Source organism: Paraburkholderia sp. (assembly GCF_004298475.1).
GTDB lineage: Bacteria > Pseudomonadota > Gammaproteobacteria > Burkholderiales > Burkholderiaceae > Paraburkholderia > Paraburkholderia denitrificans.
This window is the reverse complement of sequence record NZ_SCRP01000003.1, coordinates 109,071-131,278: the sequence shown is the minus strand read 5'-3', so window position 1 is coordinate 131,278 and position 22,208 is coordinate 109,071. Positions and strand designations below refer to the sequence as shown.

The following is a 22,208-nucleotide window of genomic DNA, read 5'->3' as shown; positions in this document are numbered from 1 at the left end:
CGATGGTGTTCCAGACCTTCGCGCTGTTCCCGTGGCTGACCGTGCTGCAAAACGTGGAAGCGGGCCTCGAAGCGCAGGGCGTGGGCGCACGCGAGCGCCGCGAGCGCGCGCTGGCGGCCATCGACCTGATCGGCCTCGACGGCTTCGAAAACGCCTATCCGCGCGAGCTTTCGGGCGGCATGCGCCAGCGCGTGGGCTTCGCACGCGCGCTGGTCGTCGATCCGATGCTGATGCTGATGGACGAGCCGTTTTCCGCGCTCGACGTGCTGACCGCCGAAACGCTGCGCACCGATCTGCTCGACTTGTGGACCCAGGGCCGCCTGCCGATCAAGTCGGTGCTGATCGTCACGCACAACATCGAAGAAGCGGTGTTCATGTGCGACCGCATTCTCGTGCTGTCGTCGAATCCGGGCCGCGTCGTCGCCGAAATCAAGGTGCCGTTCAAGCATCCGCGCAATCGTCTCGATCCGGCGTTCCGCAAGCTCGTCGACGAAATTTACGCGAGGATGACCGCGCGTGAAGCCACCGCGGCGTCGCACGGCGCGCTCGAAGTGGGCAGCCGCCTGCCGAATGTCTCGACCAACCTGATGGCCGGTCTGATCGAAACGCTCGCGGCCGCGCCGTATCACGGCCGCGCCGACATGCCGGAAATCGCACGCTCGCTGCATCTGGAAGTCGACGATCTGTTCCCGATCGCCGAAATGCTCCAGTTGCTCGGGTTCGCGGACGTGCGCGAAGGCGACCTGCTGCTCACGCCGCCCGCGCGCGTGTTCGTCGAGATGGGCACCCAGGCGCGCAAGATGATGTTCGCGGAGCACCTGCTGCGCAACGTGCCGCTCGCGGCAAACATCAAGAAGGTGCTGAACGAACGCCCTGGCCATCGCGCGCCGCGCGTGCGCTTCGAGCAGGAACTCGAAGACTTCCTCTCCGATGTTGCCGCCGAGCAAACGCTCGATACGGTAATCGACTGGGGCCGTTACGGCGAGATCTTCTCGTACAACGATCAGTCGGAAATCTTCAGTCTCGAAGACGTCGAGGCATAAGCGGCACCGTACCGCCGCCGCTGGTTCGCCAGCGTGTTTTTTCTGAGGCGCCCTGTGGGGCGCCTTTTTATTTGTCGAGCGGCGTTCGACATCGTTCGACATCGCAGACGCCATGGATTGCGCCGGTGACGGCGCGAAACGGGCTGCGGTGCGTCACGCCGTAAGCTCACGCCTCGGCGCGACGCCAATGGTGAGCTTCTTCGGGAGCGGGCGCGAGGCTTGTGCAGCGCACGGTATTGCTGCGCGTAGGTTGTTGATTGGACGGGAAAGTCCGAAATGCCGAAGGATCGGCGCAGCGGACTTTAGCGGCTTGAGGTGAGTGTTTTCGGGAGTGAAAACGCTCAGCTTAATGTGGCAACGGCAGTGGCAACGGCGGCCGCAATGGCGGCTGCAACGGCGGTTACCACGACGGCTTTCACGACGGCTTTCACGACGGCTTGCGGCCCGCACCCGGCGATCCGTGTCCGTCGCCGGAGCGTCCGTTGTGCGGTTTGCTGTCCTGTGCCGTACGCCGTGTCGTGTGTGCTTCATCGTCGGACGTGCTGTCGTTGTCGGCCTGGCCTTCGACATCCGTGGCGCCAGGCAGGCCTACCACGAAATTGCGCTGCGGATTCGCGAGCGCAATGCCGAGCGCCGTGAAGCGTTCGAGCAGCCGCCGGTTGAATTCGCGCTGCACCGGCCAGCGTGCCGCATCCGTGCACTGAATCTGCCCGACTAGCGTGACGCTCGCACCGTCCACCTGATCAATGCCCCAATACGCGAAGTCGCTGCGGATGCCGGCCTTGAAATTGTCGTCGGCGCGCAGCTCCGCGCCAATTTCCTTCATCGTATCGATCGCGCGCTGCACATCCACGCCGTACGCGATCACCACCTTCACCGCCGCATTGCCGATCCCGCGATTGGTGTTGTTGACCGTCGTCACCGAACTGAACGGCACCGTAAAGAGCGAGCCGTCGCCGCCGCGCAGGCGCACGGTGCGGATCGACAGGAACTCGACCGTGCCCGACACGCCAGCGAGCGTCACCCAGTCGCCCACCTGCATGGCGTTTTCGGTAAGCAGGAAAATGCCGGTAATGAAATCCTGCACGAGCTTTTGCGAGCCGAAGCCGAGCGCCACGCCGAAGATGCTTGCGCCCGCAATGAGCGGCGCCGTGTTGATGCCGAGTTGCGACAGCGCGGTCAGGCCGACGACGACGAAGATCGCGACCGCGAGCGTGGTACGGAACATCGGCAGCAGCGTGCGTAAGCGCGCTGCGCGCACGTAGTCGCCGGCGTTGCTCCAGGCTTCGAGACGCCGTTCGGCGGCTCCGTTTGCGGCTTCCCAGATCACGACGGCGACGAGGATCGCGACGACGATGGTCGCGAGCGCGGAGCCGAGCAGATGACCGATCGGCGCGTTCACGATCACGCGGCCCGGATGCAGGCCCCAGACGTGCAGCAGCACGTCGAGCGTGACGAGCCAGATTGCAGCCGTTGCGATGTGCCGCAGCAACGGGTAGTAGCGGTAGGTGCGGCGCTGCGCGATGGTTGCGTCGTCGCGATTGCCGAGCGGATCGAACACGCGGCCGAGTGCGCCGAGCGCGACGATGGCGGCCACGCGCGCGAGAAGCAGCACGATGAGCGACACGCCGCCCGCGCGCATCAGCTCGCGATAGCCGCCGCGCAGATCGAGTGCCCAGACGAGCCACAGCGCCATCACGGCGAAAATCGCGACACCGGCCCAGATGTCGGCGAACCAGTGAGCGAGGTAAGCGAGCGTGCCGCGTCCGGAGCCCGAGCGGCGCATGGCATCGGCCACCGGACGACGGCACTGCAGGATCATGACGGCGAGCGCGAGGTGGCCGATCAGCGTGATGACCTTGATGAATGCGAGATGCGCGTCCTCGGTCATGCCGAGCGGTACCGCCGCAGTCAGCGCGCCGCCCGCGCCGCCGATCGCGACGATGCGCGCGGTCCAGCGCTGCGCCAACGCCGCTGCGCCGCCGGAGAGCCGCAGCAGGCGCAGGGCGTCGGCGTCGGGTGCGAAGAGCAGCGCGCCCACTGCGATCACGATGCGGCAGATCACGTACGTATCGACAAGCTGGCCGACCGCTGCCGCAAGCGCCGTGTCGTTCGAGCCGAACAGCGAGAGCACGCCCGCGGCGCACAGGCCGAATGCGAGAACCGGCAGGAGTTCGAGCGAGGCGAGCAGCAGCGCGGCGGGCAGACGTTGCAGCCGCTTCCAGTGGTGTGCGGTGCGCGCGCGCAGGCGTGTCGCGGCACTCGGCGCTTGTTTTGCTGTGGCGGATTCGGCCATGCGCGCTCGCGCGTGGGTGCCGGGTCCGGCATTCAGATCGCCGCCTGTCGCGGCGGGCGGCTCGGCAGGCTTCATGCCTGCTGCGGCGCGCAGGGCTTCGTCTCGCGCCACGCGCGCGGCGTCGTCTCGTGCGGGCGGGCTCGCGGCCGGTGTCGTATCGGCGAGCGTGGCCGTGGCGTACGCAACGATCGCGCGATGCGGCCGGGCGATGAAGCGGCGTGTGAGCGCCTCGGCGATCAGTGCGGGGGCGAGCGTGAGCAGCAGCACACGCAGCAGACCGAGCAGCATCGCATGGCCTGCAGGCGTATGCAGCCGCTCGGCCCACCAGGCGCGCGCGGAAGGCAGATCGAAGAGCGCCGTGCGTGTGTGCAGCAGACGCGCGCCGAGGACCTGAGCGCTGTGCGCGGCGCGATCGGCGATCTGCAACACAAGGCCGTTCGAGCGCAATGCCTCCTTGATCGGCGCGGAGGCGGGCGCTGCCGCCGCAGCCTCTGCAGCCGATGCGGGTACGTTCGCAACTGCGGGCGCACTGGCGGGCGTAGAGAGCGCGCCTGCGGCGGCGATGGCGCGCAGCGTGTCTTCGACCCGCCCCCGCTGGACTGGATCGTCGAGCACCTGCAGCGCCGCGTGTGCCTGCGCAGGTGTCAGTACGACCGGAGAGGCGGGATTGGCAGGGGGCGCGGCTCGAGCGCCGAGCATGAACAGCGCGCACGCGAAGGCCGTGAGGGTGGCGAGGGCTGCACGGGTGGTGAGATGCGGCGAGCCGTACAAGCGAAATGTGGAAAAGCGGAAGAACCTTTGCATGAGAACGGGTCGGATATCGATGACTTCAGTGGCGGCGGCATCGGGCGGCATTCGTCGGTATAAGCGCAGCCTGATCCGTGCGGACATTCGGCATGTACATGCAAATTTCGTGCCCCGTGTTGCGCCTCATTTTGTGCGGACCGGAGCGTAGCGGGTGAAAGATCCGCGGGCGGGGACGCAGAGCGCCCGGTATGCGCCGCCAGGCGCGCAGGCCGTGGTCACCCGGGTTGATTCGGGGCGCGCTATCGGGTGCCGGATGCGGCGGCGCGGGCTGCGTCTGTCGCGCGCCATGACAGGCAGTTTTTTCCCGCGTTGTAGAAACGAGGTTCGCCCGTCGCTCGCGACAGCTTGCGGTCATCGCGAGTGCGGCACAGAAATCAGTAACGCTGACGATGAGCCAAACGCGTCAGCACAGAATCTAGACCTTCGTGGCGCGTCGCGCTGCCTCCAGATTCGCGTCGAGCTGACGCGCCATGCCGTACAGCATGCCGAGCGACAGCGCGGCCACGCCCGTGCGTTGTGCGAGTTCGTAGGGCGCGCCGAGCAGCGCTTCGACTTCGAGCGAGCGTCCTGCTTCCACGTCCTGCAACATCGAGGTCTTGAACGCGCCGAGCTTGCGCGTGATGGCGTTGCGCTCATCGATCGTCATCGCGATGTCGATGCCCAGCGCCTCGCCGATTGCGCGCGCTTCCGCCATGATCGCGGCGACGAGATGCGCCGTGAGCGGATCGTCGAGGATGACGTCCGCCGTCGAGCGCGTGAGCGCGCTGATCGGGTTCATCGTCATGTTGCCCCAGAGCTTTGCCCAGATTTCGCCCTGGATCGATGCGGGCGCAACCACGTCGAAGCCTGCGCGTGCGAGCAGCGCGCGCGCCTCTTCGGTGCGGTCTGCAAGTTGCGGCGCCGATGCGCCGACGATCAGCAGATTGCCGTTTCCCTTGCGAATCTCGCCGGGTGCGGCAATGGACGACGAGAGATGCACGACGCAGCCCGAGGCCTGGGCGGGCGGCAGCGCCGCCGAGACGACGCCGCCAGGATCGACCGCATCGAGGCGTCCATTGGCGTGCGCGCCGCCGAACGCGTTGAGAAACCACCACGGCACGCCGTTCATCGCCGACACGATATGCGTTTGCGGACCGACGAGCGGCGCGAGCGATGCCGCCGCCTGCACGAGCGCCTGACCCTTCAGGCAGATGAAGAGCAGATCTTGCGGGCCAAGCGCTGCGGCGTCTGCAGTGGCGTTGACGTGCGCCGTGTAGCGCGTGTCGCCTTCGGCGATTGTCAGCCCGTTGCGGCGGATGGCATCGAGTTGCGCGCCGCGCGCGAGCACGTTGACGGGAACGCCGGCGTGCGCGAGCCGCGCTGCAATGAGTCCGCCAATCGCGCCTGCGCCGACAACCGTGATGTCTGGATTCCGGGTAGCCAAGACTTACTCCTGATACAAGGGATCGCGCTGCCCGTCGCCGCGTGCGTGCGAAAACGCGTGCATGCGATGCATGTCGTGCATGTCGTGCAACGGTGAGGATTTTCGGGAGCTGCGCCCGGCGTGCGTCAGCCGAGTGCGGCGAATGCTTCGTCGACGTCGGGCTGCCGCGTCGGTCGCACCACGCGCGCGACTTCCACGCCATCGCGCAGGAAGATCAGCGTGGGCCACAGCTTCACGCGAAACGACCGGCCGAGCGCGCGACCGGGGCCATCTTCGACCTTGAGATGCCGCACTTCGGGGTGCTGTGCGAACGCGGCGCCGATCAGCGGCTGCGCGCCCTGGCAATGACTGCACCAGTCGGTGCCGAATTCGAGCACGGCAGGGCCCGTCAACGCGTCGATTTCGTTGCGCGCGGGCGCATTCGTGGCATAGCTCATGATGTTTTCCGTTGATGGCACGTTCGTACGATACCGCAACGCGCAGCCGTATTCAGGCGAGTGCGCGCGTGGCGATGATCGCCGTCGATTCGATGCGCTCGACGAGCCAGCCGTCGGCGGCGTGCCCGGCGACGAGCGCGTCGATTTCCTCGAGCAGCGCGTCGAGCTTCTCGCCCAGCCGCTCGCGCGAAAGGCTCGACATGGAAAGCGGCCGCGCTTTCAGTTGCTCGGCACTGACGCGCCGGTATTCGACGATCGAGACGCGTTCGAGCACCGGAAACGCCGAGCGTGCCAGCACGTCGAGATGGCTTTCCCAGTCGGACGAATGACGCAGCTTGCGTGCGGGATCGAGGTTCGCGTACTGATCGAGCAGCCCGCGATACTGTGCGGCCCACGGGCGCAACGGATCGTCGAGATGCGCGGTGTTGAAGAGCGCGAGCGCGCCGCGTGGCGTGAGCAGTGTGTCGAGACGCGCGAGCGTATCGGCGCGGTCCATCCAGTGGAATGCACGGCCGATCACGGCGAGATCGATCGGGCCGGCACTCGCGTCGAGATCGTACGAACTGCCTTGCCGGTATTCGATGTTCGGCGCGATGCCCGCGCCAAGTTGCGACGCGACGTCGAGCATTGCCGGTTCCGGGTCTATCGCGATGGCTTTCGCGACCCAGCTTGCAAACGCGAGCGAAAGCTGGCCGGGGCCGCAGCCGAGATCGAGCAGGCGCTGCGTGCCGTCGAGCCCGACGATTTGCGCGACACGTCGAATCAGCGCGGGCGAGTACGCGGGGCGGCCGATCAGATAGTGCGGGGCGGCATTGCGAAAACGGTCGGGGACGAAAGGCGTGATTGAACTCATGACGTGTCGGGCGGGCGAATGCGTGTTCGGGAGCATGGCCTGAACAGTCTGGAGATGCCGTGCCCGTACGTCAAGGCGCCTCAAGGCACGTCAAGGCGCTTCAAGGCACGCCAGGACGCATCAAAACGGCCCGCGATGGTAAAGGTGAGTCTTTTCGGGAGTGAGCGGGCCGTGCGAGAAAATTGCACCGCTGCGTGCGCAGCAGGCGTTCGGCTACGCACGGCATGCGCAAAAAGTGCCTTGAAACAAGGGATAAAGTGCGATCGGCTTCGTTTATGGCCGTGTGCGGCACGCAAGCGGTGCACCGGCAGCGAAGGCGTCAACAAGACAAAGGTGAGTGTTTGCGGGAGTCGAAGGCGGAGCGCTGCGCAAGGCGCCGGTTTTGGCTTGAGAAGGCGCAGGCAGGGTGCCGAAATGTGTACTGGAGCCTTGTTTTTAAGGGGGATTCGTTGCACACGAGCAAGCGGCGGACAAGCGCTCATGCGCATCGTGGTTTCGCGGATGCTACAAAGGTGAGGAGATTCGGGAGCCGAATGTACGGCCCGTGGACGGCGACGTGCGATCGGTATATAACAGACACACGAGATTCATTCGATTTCGTGTCATTCAGGAGAAACCGTTCATCATGACGAGCGACGACATGCACAAGCAAGACGCTCAAACGCCAGGCGGCGAACCGGCACAACCCGATCTGGAACATCTGAGCGCGGCGTTCAACCACGTCGACGAGGGCGTGAAGTCCGGCAAGATCGCGGCAGGCGCAGCCAGAGGGCTCGTCTATAGCCTGGTGGAAACGCTCGGCGCGCTCGTGGGCGATCCGGATTTGCCCGAGCATGCGCGCTCGGGCTACCAGGGCCTGCTGGAAGCCGCGCGCGAACTGCGCGTCAAACTGGAACGTTAAGCGCGATGCGGGCGGCGCGCAATGCGCCGCCGTCCGCGTTTTCATCTCCCACTCAATCGTCGCGGATCTAGCATTCGCGTTCCGAAATAAAAGCCTGTTCAATTCGCGTCGCGCAACCTGCCGTTAATGGCGTTGCCGGCGTTGAACTACGCCGTCGTACGCACGGGCAGAGCGGCAAGCAGTTGATGGATCTGCGCGACCACTGCCGCACCTTCGCCCACCGCCGCCGCGACGCGCTTCGTCGATCCTGCGCGCGCATCTCCAATCGCATACACGCCTTCCACCGAAGTCGCCAGACTGCATGACGCATCGCTGTCGCCGGTCACGACGAAGCCGTGCGCATCGAGCGTCACGCCGCAGTTATGCAGCCATTCGGTGTTCGGGTCCGCGCCGGTGAACAGGAACAGATGGCGCGCGTCGAAATGATCGATGCCGTCCGCGCACGGCGATTTCAGGCGAATCGAAGCGAGCCCGCCATCGTCCTCGTAGAGTGCGCCAATCTCGCTGCCCGGATGCACGTCCACGTTCGGCAGCGACGCGATGCGGTCGATGAGGTAGCGCGACATTGTCGATTCGAAACCGGGTTTGCGGATCAGCACGTCGATGTGTTGCGCGTGCGTGGAGAGATAGACGATGGCCTGCCCCGCCGAATTGCCGCCGCCCACGAGCACGATGTTCTCGTGCTTGCAGAGCTTTGCCTCGACCGGCGACGCCCAGTAATAGACGCCGCGCCCTTCGAAGCGATCGAGTCCTTCGATGCCGGGCCGCCGGTACACCGCGCCGCTCGCAATCACCACGGTATGCGCACGCACATCGCCGTTGCACGTTTCGAGCCGCTTCGGTTGTTCGTCGCAATGCAGCGCGCGAACTTTCACGGGAATCGCCATGTGCGCGCCGAATTTCTGCGCCTGCACGAACGCGCGCCCGGCCAGCGCCTGGCCCGAAATACCGGTGGGAAAGCCGAGATAGTTTTCGATGCGTGAACTCGCGCCCGCCTGGCCGCCAGGTGCGCGCGCATCGAGCACGATGACCGAGAGCCCTTCGGATGCCGCATAGACAGCCGTTGCGAGCCCTGCGGGACCGGCGCCGACGATCGCCACATCGTAGACGCGGTTGCCGTCGAGTTCGGGCAACAAGCCGAGGCATGTCGCGAGTTCGGGCGGCGAGGGATGGCGCAGCACTGTGCCGTCGGGGCAAATTACGAGCGGCAGGTCGTCGCTACGCGCCGCGTACTGTTCGATGACGCGCAGCGTGCTCTCGTCGCTTTCATCGAGCAGCTTGTACGGGTGACCGTTGCGCGAGAGAAAGCCCTGGAGCGCGAGCAGCGACGGGTCGTTGTGCTTGCCGACGAGAATCGGGCCGCCCGCGCCCTTTTCGATGAGCGCGACGCGGCGCAGGATCAACGCACGCACGATCCGCTCGCCGAGTTCGGCTTCGGCGATGATCGCCGCGCGCAGGCGCTCCGGCGGAATCAGCAGTGCTTCGACGGGTTCGAGCGCCACACCGTCGACGAGCGCGCGCCCGCCCGAAAGCTGACCGACCTCGGCGAGAAACGAACCCTGATGCTGCTCGACGACATGCATCTCGCGTCCGAGCCCGTCGCGCTGATACACCTTCACGGCACCGCAGAGCAGCACGAACATGCCGGGGCCGGTCTCGCCCGTGTGGAACAGCAACTCGCCCGGCGCCCAGCGACGCACTTCGCCAAAGCGGCGCAGACGGTCGATTTCTTCGCCGGTCAGTTCGGGGAACATCTGGTGGCGCCGCGTGGCGAGCGTCGAAAACGGCGCATCGGCCGGTTGCGGCTGCGAGTCGGTGTGACGAGCCTCGGCTTCGGTGAGGGTGCCCATCTGGCGGTTCTCCTCGAACGGTGCGCCCGGGTGAGGCCGGGCATCACGGATGCGCATGTCCTGCGGGTCGTGCGGGACGCGTGTCATGGTGCGGCGGCGCGACCCGGAACCGGTCGCGCGCGTCGCCGGGATCAGACGGCTTTCGGCGTGATGTGGGGCGGCACCTCGGTGCTGGGCGCAGGCGACAGCGATTCAATCTGGCGGCCCGAGTCGCGCCACGCGTCGAGGCCGCCGAGCAGCGGCAGCACGTCGGTGAAACCGGCCTCGGCGAGCTGCTTCGCCATCCAGGCCGCGGAAATTTCATTGGGGCACGAGCAATAGATCACGAGCTTCTGATCGTGCGGGTATTTCTCGAGAATGTCGCTGAGCTGTCGCTCATCGGCAAACAGCGCGCCCGGGATAATGTACGGATCGAGCTTGCGCTTTTCGTCTGAGCGGATATCGAACACGACGGGCGGCGGCGTGTTGTTCATCGCGCGATACAGGTCGTCGACGGTAATGCGCGCCTTGGCGAGTTTCTTGATCAGCTGGCGGCGGCGCTGCCAGCGATAGAGCGCGTAGAGCACCAGCAATGTGGCGACGACGACCGCGGAGAGGCGCCCGAGGCGGCTAGCGCCAGCGAACAGCATGTCGATTTGCGGCGCGAACATCACGCCGATCAACAGACCCGTGCCGGACCACAGCGTTGCGCCGATGCCGTCGAAGCTCAGGAACTGGCGGTATGTCGTGCCCATCGCGCCGGCCATCGGCACGGAGACAATCGAAAGGCCCGGGATGAACTTCGCGACTGCAAGCACGCGCACGCCCCAACGCCCGAAGAAGCGTTCGGTTTTCTTTACGCAGGTGTCGCGCGAGAGCGACAGCTTGCACAGCGTCTTGAGCGTATTGCTGCCATAGAGCCGCCCGGCGAGGAACCAGGCGCTGTCGCCGATCAGCGTTGCGAACACCGCGAGCACGAGTACGGGCGCGACCTGCGTGCCGATCGAGCCGGGATGCATGGCCGCCATTGCGCCGAACAGCACGAGCGCCGGCATCGCCGGCACCGGCAGGCCCAGCGAGGCGGCGAGCACGTTCACGAACACAAGAGCAGGCCCATACTGCTCGACGAGGTCATGTAGCATCTGCTTACTTCCGTCGCGGTGAGTAGTACAAACAGCAGACCAACTTATCGATTATGGATGCAATTCCCGGGCGTTCAAGTGGGGCGAATATTGGCCCAGGCGTGAGTTTTCCGGAAATGCATCGCGCCGAATTTATGTACCGGAGAAGAGGGTTTTATTGCGTTGCGGCGCAATCAGGCAATGATTCTCGCAGACTTTCCGCGAATTCGCAGGCGCCTGAACACGGGACTGATCAGGGGCAGTGCGCGCCAGCAGGGCACTCGCAATTGGGTCTGAATAGTGCGCCGAATCGTGCACTGAATGGTGCAATTACCTGGTTGTTCTGATCGTATTGTTCCCACACGCCTGGCCGGAACGTACGCGTTCGATGCGGACGCGTTTATCGCGCGCCGGTCGTTGCGTGCGCATCGATGATGTGTGTGGGCATTGGCGTGTCGGCAATCCGGCGCTCACGTCGCGGCGGCACTGCAACTTCCAGACGGGTTTATTTCGCGCCGGTATGAAGATGCTTTCAGATATCAGCACCGAGACAGGAAAGACCAGACTGCCTTCGCGTGCGCACGGGCAAGAGAAGGCAATCGAACCGGCGCGCATGCGCAACCCGGCACCGCGCGAGTACGGTGCCGGGTCGTACAACCGGGTGTATTACCGGCTGTGCGATTCCCCTGGCAGCTCAGCGCCTTGCGCGCGAATAGCCGCAATCAACTCCGCGGGCGTGATTTCATAACGCACTTCGCGGTGGATGCCCGGCTTGCGCTCGTCGACTTCGATCAGCAGCAGAGTCTTGCCGTCGGCTGTCGATTCGAGCCGCAGCGAGCGCAGTTCGCGTCCGCTCTCGACGTCATGCTCGGTGAGCAGGGTCATGGTTCCGGAAGACCCAGTCGTGCGCATTGATATTGTCCTTATGCGTTGGTTGTTCGAGTCATTGTACGGGGTCGGTCGCGCGGTGTGTCTGTGCGAGTGCGCGCGGGCGCACATTGCAACACGAGCGCGCATCCCAGGCGAATCAGTTTAACGCGACTCGCCAGATTTTCGCGCTTTTTTGCGTGCGCTGCGATGGTGCACGCGGCGAATCAAGCTGTCGATTCAAGTTGTCATTAGCCTGACGCAATCCGGTCGTGGTGCGACGCGGCCAGGACGGCCAAATGCGTTATCGTCCGCAAAAGAAAAAAGCTCACCCGGCAGAGCCGGGTGAGCCGCTTAAACGCCGTTGTTACTCGGATCAGCAGATCCACGCAGGAGGTGCTGACGAGTGAGATCGTGAACGGGGTGGGTCGCGGCGTCGAGATGGGACTAACGCCGATCTTTCAGACCAATCGGATCCGGTCCGGCGATTGGTGCGGCGCAGGTTTTCCTGGTTGCGCCTCTGTCGCACGCAAACGGTTGCGCCGTTCACGGTGAAGTGCCGCACCGTTTGCGCTCACACCGGTAAAAGTCGCGGTTGTGGTGGTGATTCTTGACGCACGTAGTCGAGCTGTGTCTTTTACCGGTCGTGCTCCGCACTTGAAGCGAAGGCAAATTTCGTTTTGGTTCAAGGCGATGGCGTATATCTCCGGAGGATATTCACAGGCTTCTCCACGTTTTCTGTGGACAACCCGGCGCATTTTGAGCGGATGTTTCCATACGCGGCCCGATTTGCTGGCGACGTGCGGAGTTCTTTTCTGTTCAAGGACTTGGCGCGCTTCCCCGAAAGATACTCACAGGCTTCTCCACGTTTTCTGTGGGTAACTTGAACCGAGGCGATGCGATCCCCGTTTTAGCCTCGATTTAATCAGGACTATGAAGCGTATATCAGCGGCTGGCGGCGAAACTGCAACGCGTACCTGATGGCCCCCGATTTCCGCGCGGGGCAATTTTCTTCAATACACGCCTCGGCGGTCCCCCTATGCTGCGCCGGTGTTTCATCGCCGCCGGGCGTAACGAGGATAACCGTGAGTATTGCGCTTTCCATGGCCGCATTTGCGCTGGCTACGTCGATCACCCCTGGGCCCGTCAACATCGTCGCGCTGAGCGCGGGCGCGCGCTACGGCCTGCGCGCAAGCCTGCGCCACGTAACTGGCGCGACGGTCGGGTTCGCATTGCTGCTCTTGCTGATTGGCCTTGGGCTGCGCGAACTGCTTGTGCAATGGCCTGTGCTCACGCGCGCGATCCGCTGGGCGGGTGTGGCCTTTCTGCTCTATGTCGCCTGGCGGCTTGCCGCCGACGATGGCCATATCGAAGACGCAAACAGCGCACGCGGACCGTCGCTCATGATCGGTGCGACGATGCAGTGGCTCAATCCGAAGGCATGGCTCGCTTCGGTGGCGGGGATGGGCGTGTATGCGGTTGCGGGCGAGCCGGCGCTCGTGTGGCAATTCGCCGCGATCTATTTTGTTGTCTGCTATTTGTCCATTGCCTGTTGGGCGTGGGCGGGCGCATCGCTGCGCCATGCGTTGCGCGAGCGCGCGCGGGTGCGGCTCGTCAATCGCTGCATGGCTGCGTTGCTCGCCGCTTCGGCGCTCTATCTGCTGATGACGTAACGAAATAACGATGTAATGCCGCGGGCCGCGCTCACGCGTTGCCGCGATATTGCCCGGGCGTCGCGGCGACGAACTGGCGGAATGCGCGCTGCAGATGCGCCTGATCGGCAAAACCGGCTTCGAGCGCGACGTCGGCAATCGCATGGCCGCGCCGCAGTTGTGCGCGGCTGAACTCGATGCGCCGGTTGACGACATACGCGTGCGGCGTCATGCCGTACTGCTGCCTGAACGCGCGGATCAGATAAGACGGCGAAAGATCCGCAGCCGCGCAGATCTCTTCGAGCTTGAGCGTGCGGGTGTAGTTGTCTTCGATGAACTCGGCGGCGCGTGCGAGCCGGTGGTTCGGCTCGCGTTGCGCAATGGGCGCGGGATTAAGCGTTTGCTGCAGCGCCGAGAAATAAGCCGTGATCGCACTCTCCTTGTGCAGCGTATCTTCATGCACATCGGTGAGCAGATCGTAGAGCCGGTTCAGACCGGCGAAGAGATCGGGTCGCACGCTAAACGTTTGCGCGAACTCGCGAAAGCCCTGATTCGCCCCGAAGCCGAGATCCTGCTGAAGCTGCGCGAGCCAGCTCACGTCGACATAGAACATGCGATAGGCCCACGGCGTGTGCGCGGCCGGATTGCAGGCATGGACGACTTCCGGATTGACGACCACCACCGCGCCCGTGCCGATGCGCTCCATCGTGTTCGCGTTTAGATAGGTGCTGTGTCCGCCCGTTACCGCGCCGATCGAAAAGGTGCGGTGCGCGTGCCGGCCATAGCGCACGTTGCGGCCATCGGCGATTGCGCGTGCTTCGATGAACGGCAGCGCAGGGTCGCGCCAGAACTGCGGCAGGGCGTCGGCGGAAATCGGCGTTGCGGACACGGGCGTCTCTCGAACAAAGGCTTGCCGATCATGTTATCGCAACGCCAGTGCGCCTGCGCATACCGCTTTTGCACCCGCTATTCCACAACAATGGACGAACGTTGCGCGGCCTCATCAATCGAACGTGCATCAGTATGAACGTCACATGCATGTCACGGGCTCGCCGCGATAATCCACGCTCGAATATTTGGCCACCGTGTCATGAGTTGCGCAACCATAGCGCAACCGATACGGCAACGCCCGGGGATTTCGACCATGACCATACGTCACCGTATCACCCTGCTTATCGTGCTGATGTTCGTTGCGTTGTCCGCTATCGGCGGCTTCGCGGTCTATCAGACACGTCGCAGCGCCGCCGATGTCCGCCAGGTTACGCAAGGCGTCGTGCCGAGCGCACTGGCTTCCTCCGATCTCGTTTCACTCGTGAAAGACGTCCAGCTCGCGACGATGACGCTCGTCTATGCACCGGACGCGAACATGGTTGCGCAGGCACAAGACGAGCTTAAAACGAAGGAAACCGCGCTGCGCACCGCACTCGACGTGCAGCGCAAGGCTGCGGCGAGCCACGCCCAGGATGGCCTCGTCGCACAGGGGCAAGAGAGCCTGACGAATTATTTCGCTGCGATCAACGACACCGCGAAGATGAAGGCCGCGGGCAAGAACGAACTCGCGCAGGCGTATCTCTTCGCGAACGTCGCGGAATACCGCGACGAACTGGAGGGCATCGTCACGACGATGCGCGTCGAGAAGAACCGCCAGAAAGACGACGCCATTCGCGCGCTGAACAGCACGCTCGATACCACGACGAGCGCCATTGCCGGCGTGACGGGCGGCGCCGTGCTGCTGCTCACGGTAATTGGCCTGCTGCTGTATCGCCAGATCACGCGCCCGCTCTCGCGCATGCAGGAGATGATGAGCGAGATCGCGTCGCATCAGGACTTCACGCGGCGCGTGCCGGTGGGCCGCATGGATGAAATCGGCCATTCGATCGTCGCGTTCAACGGCATGATCGAAAAGATCCAGCAGAGCTCCGCGCAGCTCAAGCGCAAGACCGCCGACATTCAGGCGATGCTGCAGAACATGCAGCAGGGCATTCTCACCGTTGTGGAAGGCGCAACCATTCACAACGAGTATTCGGCGTATCTGGAAGCGATTTTCGAAACGGACGAGATTGCCGGGCGTGGGCTCATGGATCTCGTGTTCACGCACACGAGTCTCGATGCCGACACGATCGCGCAGGTCAGTGCTGCCGTCGATGCGTGTCTCGGCGAGGACAGCGTGAACTTCGGGTTCAACCAGCATCTGCTCGTGAATGAAATTACGCGCAGCATGCCCGATGGCCGCGAGAAGGTGCTCGACCTGAGCTGGTCGGCGATCACGGACGAAAACGACGTTGTCGTGCGCCTGATGCTGTGCGTGCGCGACGTGACCGAACTGCGCGAGCTTGCCGCCGAAGCGGGCGAACAGAAGCGCCGCCTGCAGATGATCGGCGAAATTCTCGCGGTGAGCGAAGAGAAGTTCCACCACTTCGTGGAAAGCTCGAAGGGCTTCATTCACGAAAACGAGCGCATCATTCGCCAGCACGACTGCGCGGACATGGCCGCCATCGCGGCGTTGTTCCGCAACATGCACACGGTGAAGGGCAATGCACGCACGTACAGCCTGCAGCATCTCACCGGCGTCGTGCACGAGGTCGAGCAGCGCTACGACGCGCTGCGCCGCGAAGACACCGATCATGAGTGGGACCAGCAGGCGCTCATCGACGACCTCGAACGCGTGAAGGCATCGCTCGAACACTACGCGACGATCAACGAAGTGAGCCTTGGCCGCGGCACGCGCATCGCGCGCGGCGACGGTAACGTGAGCGTGGCGTGCGGGCAGATCGAAACGGCGCTGCGCACGATCGACACCGCCAACGAAGACGATCTCGTTTCGCTGCGCGCGATGCGCGAGACGCTGCGCGGCATGCTGGGCAGCATCGGCACCGAGACGATGGCCGATGCGCTCGCGGGCGTGCTCGGCTCGCTGCCGTCGCTGGCAGCCGAACTCGGCAAGGCCGCACCGGTGGTGCGTATCGACGACAACGGCTTGCGCCTGCGCAGCGAAATTACCTCGACCGTGAAGGACGTGTTCACGCATCTGCTGCGCAACGCGCTCGACCACGGCATTGAAGTACCGGCGCAGCGCCATGAGCAAGGCAAGACCGACGCGGGTCATATCGCCATCGAAGTCGACAGGACGGGCGGCGCGCTGCAGATGACCCTTGCCGACGATGGCCGCGGTCTTGCGCTCGCGCGTATTCGCGGCATCGCGGTGGAGCGCGGCTGGCTGGCCGATGGCGAAGCCGTGACCGATGAGACGATTGCAGGCTTTATCTTCCGCGTGGGCTTTTCGACCGCCCAGAGCGTGACTTCCGTGTCGGGGCGCGGCGTGGGCATGGATGCGGTGCGCGCTTTCCTCGAACGCGCAGGCGGGCGTATCGAGTTGCGCTTCACGGATAGCAACGACGGCGCGGACTATCGACACTTCGAGACGATCGTGTATTTGCCGCAGGAGTGGGCGGTGGCCGCTGCCGGAGCGGATCGGGCAGTGCGCGCGCAGGCGCTGGCGGACTAGCGTATTTCGGGGGTTGCAGTGGTTCTGCCGATTCTGATGGGAGGCGCGGCGCTCGCCGTACTCATGGCACTCGCCGTCCTCGGCGTGCACTGGCGCGCACGCGCACGCTGGCGGCACGAGGGCGAGGCGCAGGACGCAGCGCACGCCGCCGCGCTCGCCAAGGCCGAGGCGCACGCGAACGAGCGCCTTGGAGCATGCGCGCACGAAATCGACACGCTTGCGGCGCAGATCGATGCGCTGCACGCCGAACTGGCGCAGCGCAAGTCGGTGGCAGACGCGCTCGACGCAGCACTCTACGCCGAGCGCGCACGGTGCGAAGCCGCGCAGCAGCGCGCGGCGGGCATTGCTGACGAAGCTGCGCGTCTGCGGCACATGTCGGCGACATTCGAGCGCTGGCACGAGCAGATGATCTCGCTGATGGCGCAGAACCACGACATGCATCAGAAGAACCAGGAGCTGTCGTCGATCGTGAGCCACGTGCTGATCGTGTCGCTCAACGCATCCATCGAAGCCGCGCGCGCGGGCGCGGCGGGCCGCGGCTTCTCGATCGTCGCGGGCGAAGTGCGTGCGCTGGCGACGCGCTCGCAGGAACTCTCCAAGAGCTATCGCGACAGCCTGCACCGCAACGATCTCGTCACGGCCGCGACGTTTCAGGACATTCAGGCGGGCGGCAAGATGATTGCGGCGTCGCTCGCGAGCGTCGAATCGCTGTCGACCCAGTTGCGCTCGCAACTGGCGGAAGCGCATGCCGAGGCGCTGGCATGATTGGCGAGCGCGCGAAGGACAGCATCGACCGCATTTTTTTCGCGGCGGCGCGCACGCGCCTCGTGGCCGACGCGCAGCATGCCTGCGAGATCGTGCCTCACGCGGGCGAAACCGCGCAGGGCGCGCACGTGGTCGCACTGACGATCTCGTCGATGCAGTTTCGCCTGCTGTTGCTGCTGCACTTCAACGACGACGAAGCGACGCGCCGGTACTACGTGGGCGACGCGCAGCGCACGCTGGCGGAAACGTTCATGGAGTTCGGCAATCTCTGCTGTGGAGCAATGAACCAGCAACTGGTGGAGCATTTCCCGGATCTCGGCATGTCGACGCCCTATGTGCTGAGCGGCGGGTGTCTGCCGTATCTGCAGGAGCTGAAGCCCGCCTATCTGGCGTCGCATGCGCTGACGCTCGATGCGAGCGTGCGGCTGGGCGCGACGCTGTGCGTCTGTTCGAAGACGCCGCTCGATTTCGTCGCGGCGGATCAGGAAGCGGCCTGCGAAAGTTCGGGCGAACTCGAATTGTTTTAAAGCTGCGAGCGAACGCAACCATCAAGACGCAGCAACAGAACAGCCATAAAACAGCAACCAGGCAGCAACCAGGCAGCAGCGAAACGTAATTCAGGCAATCACACGGCAACGGGCAAGGCGCAATACGCAACGCGCAGTTGCAGGACGCAGGAAGAACACGCATGGACTCGAACAAACCGGTCAGCAAGGTGTTGCTGCTGGAAAGCGACACGGATTGCGCGGACGCGCTGGGCCGCTTTTGCGAAGACAACAATCTCGTGGGCGTACGGGTGCGCCGCGACGCGCTGGCCGGTGCGCTGCGCGCCCACAGCGATCTGGGCGGCGTGCTGCTCAGTGAAGACTTTGGCGGGTCGCTCGAAGCGAGCGCGGCCGTGGCGGCCTGCCTCGACGCCGCGCGCCCCGAGCTGCCGATCATCGTGCGCCGGGCGTCGCAGCCGACGCTCGACGGCTTGCCCGATGCGTTGCAGCGCGCATCGCGCGCCGCGTGGGCACACAGCGATCCCGCGTCGCTGCGTGCGGCGCTCGATGCATGCGTATTCACGCAGGACTACCCGGATGCGCTCGTGCGCGGCATCACGGAGATGACGGTGGAGCGCCTGCACCACGTGTTCGGCAATGTCGACGTGAGCTGGGACGCGCCGAGCATCGTGCGCGACCGCATCATCTTCGGCGAGGTGTTCAGCCTGATTCCGCTGGAGACGGCGTGGTGCCGCGGCTATTTGTTGATGCAGGCAGAGGAGGCTCCGCTCCTCGGCTTGCTGCCGCCGCGTGCGGGCCGTGAGGCGGAGACGGATTTCCGCGAGATGAACAGCGTGCTCGGCGAATTGACGAACCTCGTCTGGGGCGCGTTTCGCAATCGCTATCTGGGCGACGTGCAGGCGCTCGCCGCCGTGGGGACGCAAGTGCAGGTGCCGCTGCTCATCAATCATCGGCGGCGCTACCTGTCGTTCGGTTCGGATAACCCGCAGCTGTGCATCAAGTACCGGCTCGCCGGGCGCGGCACAGGGCACGAAGTGACGATCGACCAGCGTTTCGTGTTCAGCCTCGGGTGGTCGCCCGAGGCGTTCGACGAGACGCTTCAAAGGGCAGAGACGGCCAGCGCGGACCCGTGCGGACAGGACGCAGGCGAGCTGGAATTGTTTTGATGAAGGAGGCGTCGGGCACGACGCAGAGGAAAACAAAATGGCGAAAATTCTGGTGGTGGACGATTCGAGCACGGTGCGCGATGAAGTGGCAGGCTTTCTGCGCAAGAACGGACTCGACGTGGACACCGCGGTGGACGGCAAGGACGGCCTCGCGAAGGTGCGCGCGAATCCGGGCGTGAAGCTCGTGGTGAGCGACGTGAACATGCCGAACATGGATGGCCTCACGATGGTCGAGAAAATCCGCAGTGAGCTTGCGAACACGGCAGTCAACGTGGTGATGCTGACGACGGAGAGCAGCCCGGCGATGAAGGAGCGCGGCAAGGCGGCAGGCGTGCGCGGCTGGATCGTGAAGCCGTTCAAGGGCGACGCCGTGCTGGAGACGTTCCGCAAGCTGGCTGGCTGATTTGCGGGCGGATTCGGTCGGCTGACCGCGCAGCGCAGGCGCGCGGGCAGCCGTGCCGACGAGACGGTTGTGCAGGCAAGGGCAGGCAAATGAGGGCGTGGTTCCCGGCGGCGGTCGACGAGGGCTTTCCCTGGCGTGTTCGCCCCAGGACAAGCGGGCCCAGGTGGCGCTAAGCTAGGGCCTGTTCGCATGTGGACGAGACATGCGGGCGCCCGCTCCCGGCTCTTTTGGCCGGACTGCCACTTGCCGTCACGCCATGGACTATATCGACAGCCTGCGTATTTTCCGCTCCGTCGTCGAGGCGCGCAGCTTTACGCGTGCCGCCGACATGCACGGGGTCACGACGCCGGTCGTGTCGCGTACGATTGCGCGGCTCGAAAAACGCCTCGGCAGCCGCCTCTTTCACCGCACGACCCGGGCCATCTCGCTTACCGAAGCCGCTGAGCGCTTCTACGACGGCTGCTGCCGCGTGCTGGACGACCTCGATGCGCTGGAGGCGGTCGCCTCCGAGCAGACGCGCGAGGCCGAAGGCGTGCTGCGGCTCGTTGCGCACACCACGGCAATGGTGAGCCGGCTCGTGCCGCTCGTCTCCAGCTTCAAGCACGCGCATCCAAAGGTGAGTCTCGACGTGACGCTCACCGAACGTCCCGTCGATCTCGTCGCGGACGGCTTCGATCTCGGCCTCGTGCTGCCGTTCATGCTCAACAACGACACGACCGTGACGCGCCTGCTCGAACGCATTCCGCTCGCGCTCGTGACGACGCCGGGCTATCTGGCCACGCGGAAAGTGCCCACGCATCCGTCCGATCTGGAGCAGCACGTGTTCGTGACGATGCCGCCTTCGCTGCGCAAACCGGCGATCACGTTTCGCGCGGGCAACGAGGACGTGGTCGTGCACCTCAAGCACGAAGTTGCGTCGAACAACCCGGCGTTCAACCGCGAGATGGTGCTGGAAGGGTTCGGCATCGGCGTGCTGCCGCTCGGGCTCGTCAGCGCCGAGCTTGAATCCGGGCGGCTCGTGACGGTGCTCGACGACTTCCCCATCGTCGACGCGCAGATCGAGATCCGCCTCGCCTACACGACGCGCACGCTACTGCCAGCGAAGGTGCGCGCGTTCATCGACCACGTCACCGCATTCTTCGACGATGTCGGGCCCGCTGTATCCGCCCCCGCAGCAGTGAAAGACAATTGAAGGGTTGAAGGCCATTATTGCCGGCGCGTTCACACTGTGATGTCGCGCCTGGCGATTGTGGCGGCCCGTCGTGCCCGCTAATCTGTGCGTATGCACACTAGCGCATCTCCACGGCTTTCCAGGCACGACGACGGCTTCGCCGTTCGCCAGAGCGCCCGCCATCCGAGCCATGCCGTTTCATCGTGCAGCAATGTGCAGCCATCGCGTCCGGTCGTAGAGCGGCGTTTTTTTTGTCTCAATTAGTGCATATACACAGGTGAGCGTCATGTCGAGTCCTGCCAATTCCGTTGCAGACCAACCGGTCGCTGTGCGCGTCCAGGCGGGCCGGGTGCCCTGGATGGCGCTGGCACTTGGCGCAGTCGCGCTGGTGCTCGCGGCGGCGCTCGGCGACTGGTTGTTCGTGCTGCGTTTCGTGCAAACGACCGATGACGCCTACGTCGGCGGCAACGTCACAGTGATGGCGCCGCGCGTGAGCGGCTTCGTGAATGAAATCCTCGTGCAGGACAACGAGCGCGTGCACGCGGGCCAGGTGCTGATCCGCCTCGATTCGCGCGACTACGACGCGAAGCTCGCGCAGGCGAACGCGGAAGTGGACAGCGCCCGCGCGGCCGTCGCCGAACTGGAGGCGCGCCGCACGCTGCAGGAAGCCGTCATCAACCAGCAGCAGGCGCAAGTGCGCGCATCGAATGCGGAGCTCACGCGCAGTGCGCAGGATGAGACGCGCTATCGCGAACTCGTGAAAGACGACGCCGTATCGAATCAACTGGTCGAGCGGGCTCATGCCGACTACGCGAAGGCGCAGGCCTCGGTGGCGAGCAGTGGGGCGGCCGTGCAGGCCGCGCAGCGCCAGCTCGATGTGCTGGCCGCGCAGATCGCCGACGCGAAGGCGCGCGTCGCGACCGCCGTCGCGGCCCAGCGGCTGGCGGCGCTGAACGTCGGCTACACGACGATTTATGCCCCCGTCGATGGCTATATCGGCAATCGCACGGCGCGTACGGGGATGCTCGCGAACGTCGGCGCGCCGCTCCTGACCGTGGTGCCCGCCGCCGGCCTGTGGGTGGATGCGAACTTCAAGGAGGACCAGTTGAAAAAGATGCAGGTGGGCGACCGCGCCGACGTCGAACTCGACGCGGCCAGCGGCACGCTGCAGGGCCACGTCGACAGCCTCGCGCCCGCGACCGGTGCGACCTTCAGCGTGCTGCCGCCGGAGAATGCCACGGGCAACTTCACGAAGATCGTGCAACGCGTTCCCGTGCGTATCCGCCTCGATGTGCCGAAGGGCGCGGAACGGGTGCTGCGCCCCGGTCTCTCGGCGACGGTGAAGGTGCATCTGGGCCACGCTGCTCAGAACGCCTCGGCGCAATGACAGGGGCCACAGACATGACCACCACGCAGACAGCGCCTTCGCACGCGGCACCACTCGCGCCGCACCTTCAACCGCT

General features: G+C 64.9%; 18 protein-coding genes. 10 read left to right on the top strand and 8 right to left on the bottom strand.

Annotated elements, in window-relative coordinates; translation table 11 throughout:
• A partial coding sequence (locus EPN59_RS02690; RefSeq protein WP_293045483.1) for a nitrate/sulfonate/bicarbonate ABC transporter ATP-binding protein occupies positions 1 to 1,043 on the top strand: 1,043 nt, incomplete at its 5' end.
• A gap of 427 nt (positions 1,044 to 1,470) precedes the next feature.
• On the opposite strand, the gene EPN59_RS02685 is transcribed toward EPN59_RS02690, so the two are convergent.
• The 4 genes from EPN59_RS02685 to EPN59_RS02670 form a co-directional block, all read right to left on the bottom strand.
• Positions 1,471 to 4,143 (bottom strand): mechanosensitive ion channel family protein, encoded by a 2,673-nt coding sequence (locus tag EPN59_RS02685; RefSeq protein WP_293034509.1) that lies wholly within the window; start codon positions 4,141 to 4,143, stop codon positions 1,471 to 1,473.
• Positions 4,144 to 4,561: 418 nt separating this feature from the next.
• On the bottom strand, positions 4,562 to 5,569 hold the full coding sequence (locus EPN59_RS02680; RefSeq protein ID WP_293034510.1) for a 2-dehydropantoate 2-reductase: 1,008 nt from the start codon (positions 5,567 to 5,569) through the stop codon (positions 4,562 to 4,564).
• 125 nt (positions 5,570 to 5,694) lie between these two features.
• Complete coding sequence (locus tag EPN59_RS02675; RefSeq protein WP_293034511.1) at positions 5,695 to 6,006, bottom strand: thioredoxin family protein; 312 nt, start codon at positions 6,004 to 6,006, stop codon at positions 5,695 to 5,697.
• Between the two features lie 52 nt (positions 6,007 to 6,058).
• Entirely contained in the window at positions 6,059 to 6,859 is an 801-nt protein-coding gene (locus tag EPN59_RS02670; RefSeq protein WP_293034512.1) for a class I SAM-dependent methyltransferase, read from the bottom strand.
• A 625-nt stretch (positions 6,860 to 7,484) separates the two neighbouring features.
• Between EPN59_RS02670 and EPN59_RS02665 the strand changes: the two genes are divergently transcribed.
• Positions 7,485 to 7,760, top strand: coding sequence for a hypothetical protein (locus tag EPN59_RS02665; RefSeq protein WP_293034513.1), 276 nt, complete (start codon positions 7,485 to 7,487; stop codon positions 7,758 to 7,760).
• 146 nt (positions 7,761 to 7,906) lie between these two features.
• Here the strand turns inward: EPN59_RS02665 and EPN59_RS02660 are convergent, their stop codons facing one another.
• From EPN59_RS02660 to EPN59_RS02650, 3 genes are all read right to left on the bottom strand, one after another.
• Positions 7,907 to 9,610, bottom strand: a complete 1,704-nt coding sequence (locus EPN59_RS02660) for an FAD-dependent oxidoreductase (protein WP_293034514.1) — start codon at positions 9,608 to 9,610, stop codon at positions 7,907 to 7,909.
• Positions 9,611 to 9,741: 131 nt separating this feature from the next.
• Positions 9,742 to 10,731 carry a DedA family protein/thiosulfate sulfurtransferase GlpE gene (locus tag EPN59_RS02655; protein WP_293034515.1) on the bottom strand — a complete coding sequence of 330 codons (990 nt, stop codon included), beginning with the start codon at positions 10,729 to 10,731 and terminating at the stop codon, positions 9,742 to 9,744.
• 645 nt (positions 10,732 to 11,376) lie between these two features.
• Positions 11,377 to 11,622 (bottom strand): hypothetical protein, encoded by a 246-nt coding sequence (locus tag EPN59_RS02650; RefSeq protein WP_293038167.1) that lies wholly within the window; start codon positions 11,620 to 11,622, stop codon positions 11,377 to 11,379.
• 1,040 nt (positions 11,623 to 12,662) lie between these two features.
• Here EPN59_RS02650 and EPN59_RS02645 point away from each other — a divergent pair.
• Positions 12,663 to 13,250, top strand: a complete 588-nt coding sequence (locus EPN59_RS02645) for a LysE family translocator (protein WP_293038170.1) — start codon at positions 12,663 to 12,665, stop codon at positions 13,248 to 13,250.
• Between the two features lie 31 nt (positions 13,251 to 13,281).
• On the opposite strand, the gene EPN59_RS02640 is transcribed toward EPN59_RS02645, so the two are convergent.
• Positions 13,282 to 14,118 carry an AraC family transcriptional regulator gene (locus EPN59_RS02640; protein ID WP_293038172.1) on the bottom strand — a complete coding sequence of 279 codons (837 nt, stop codon included), beginning with the start codon at positions 14,116 to 14,118 and terminating at the stop codon, positions 13,282 to 13,284.
• Positions 14,119 to 14,373: 255 nt separating this feature from the next.
• Between EPN59_RS02640 and EPN59_RS02635 the strand changes: the two genes are divergently transcribed.
• The 7 genes from EPN59_RS02635 (at position 14,374) to EPN59_RS02605 (ending at position 22,132) form a co-directional block, all read left to right on the top strand.
• A complete protein-coding gene (locus tag EPN59_RS02635; protein ID WP_293038175.1) occupies positions 14,374 to 16,734 on the top strand; it encodes an ATP-binding protein in 2,361 nt (786 codons plus the stop codon).
• Between the two features lie 18 nt (positions 16,735 to 16,752).
• Positions 16,753 to 17,499: a methyl-accepting chemotaxis protein gene (locus EPN59_RS02630; protein WP_293038178.1), complete on the top strand. Its 747-nt coding sequence runs from the start codon at positions 16,753 to 16,755 to the stop codon at positions 17,497 to 17,499.
• Positions 17,496 to 18,026 carry a hypothetical protein gene (locus EPN59_RS02625; protein WP_293038181.1) on the top strand — a complete coding sequence of 177 codons (531 nt, stop codon included), beginning with the start codon at positions 17,496 to 17,498 and terminating at the stop codon, positions 18,024 to 18,026. The genes EPN59_RS02630 and EPN59_RS02625 overlap by 4 nt, the downstream gene beginning before the upstream one ends.
• A gap of 161 nt (positions 18,027 to 18,187) precedes the next feature.
• The gene (locus EPN59_RS02620) at positions 18,188 to 19,171 is read left to right on the top strand and encodes a chemotaxis protein CheX (RefSeq protein WP_293045480.1); all 984 of its coding nucleotides are present in this window, start codon (positions 18,188 to 18,190) and stop codon (positions 19,169 to 19,171) included.
• Between the two features lie 37 nt (positions 19,172 to 19,208).
• Positions 19,209 to 19,574 carry a response regulator gene (locus EPN59_RS02615; protein WP_293034638.1) on the top strand — a complete coding sequence of 122 codons (366 nt, stop codon included), beginning with the start codon at positions 19,209 to 19,211 and terminating at the stop codon, positions 19,572 to 19,574.
• 256 nt (positions 19,575 to 19,830) lie between these two features.
• A complete protein-coding gene (locus tag EPN59_RS02610) occupies positions 19,831 to 20,766 on the top strand; it encodes a LysR family transcriptional regulator (protein ID WP_293034639.1) in 936 nt (311 codons plus the stop codon).
• 265 nt (positions 20,767 to 21,031) lie between these two features.
• Entirely contained in the window at positions 21,032 to 22,132 is a 1,101-nt protein-coding gene (locus EPN59_RS02605; protein WP_293034640.1) for an HlyD family secretion protein, read from the top strand.
• Positions 22,133 to 22,208 lie beyond the last annotated feature (76 nt).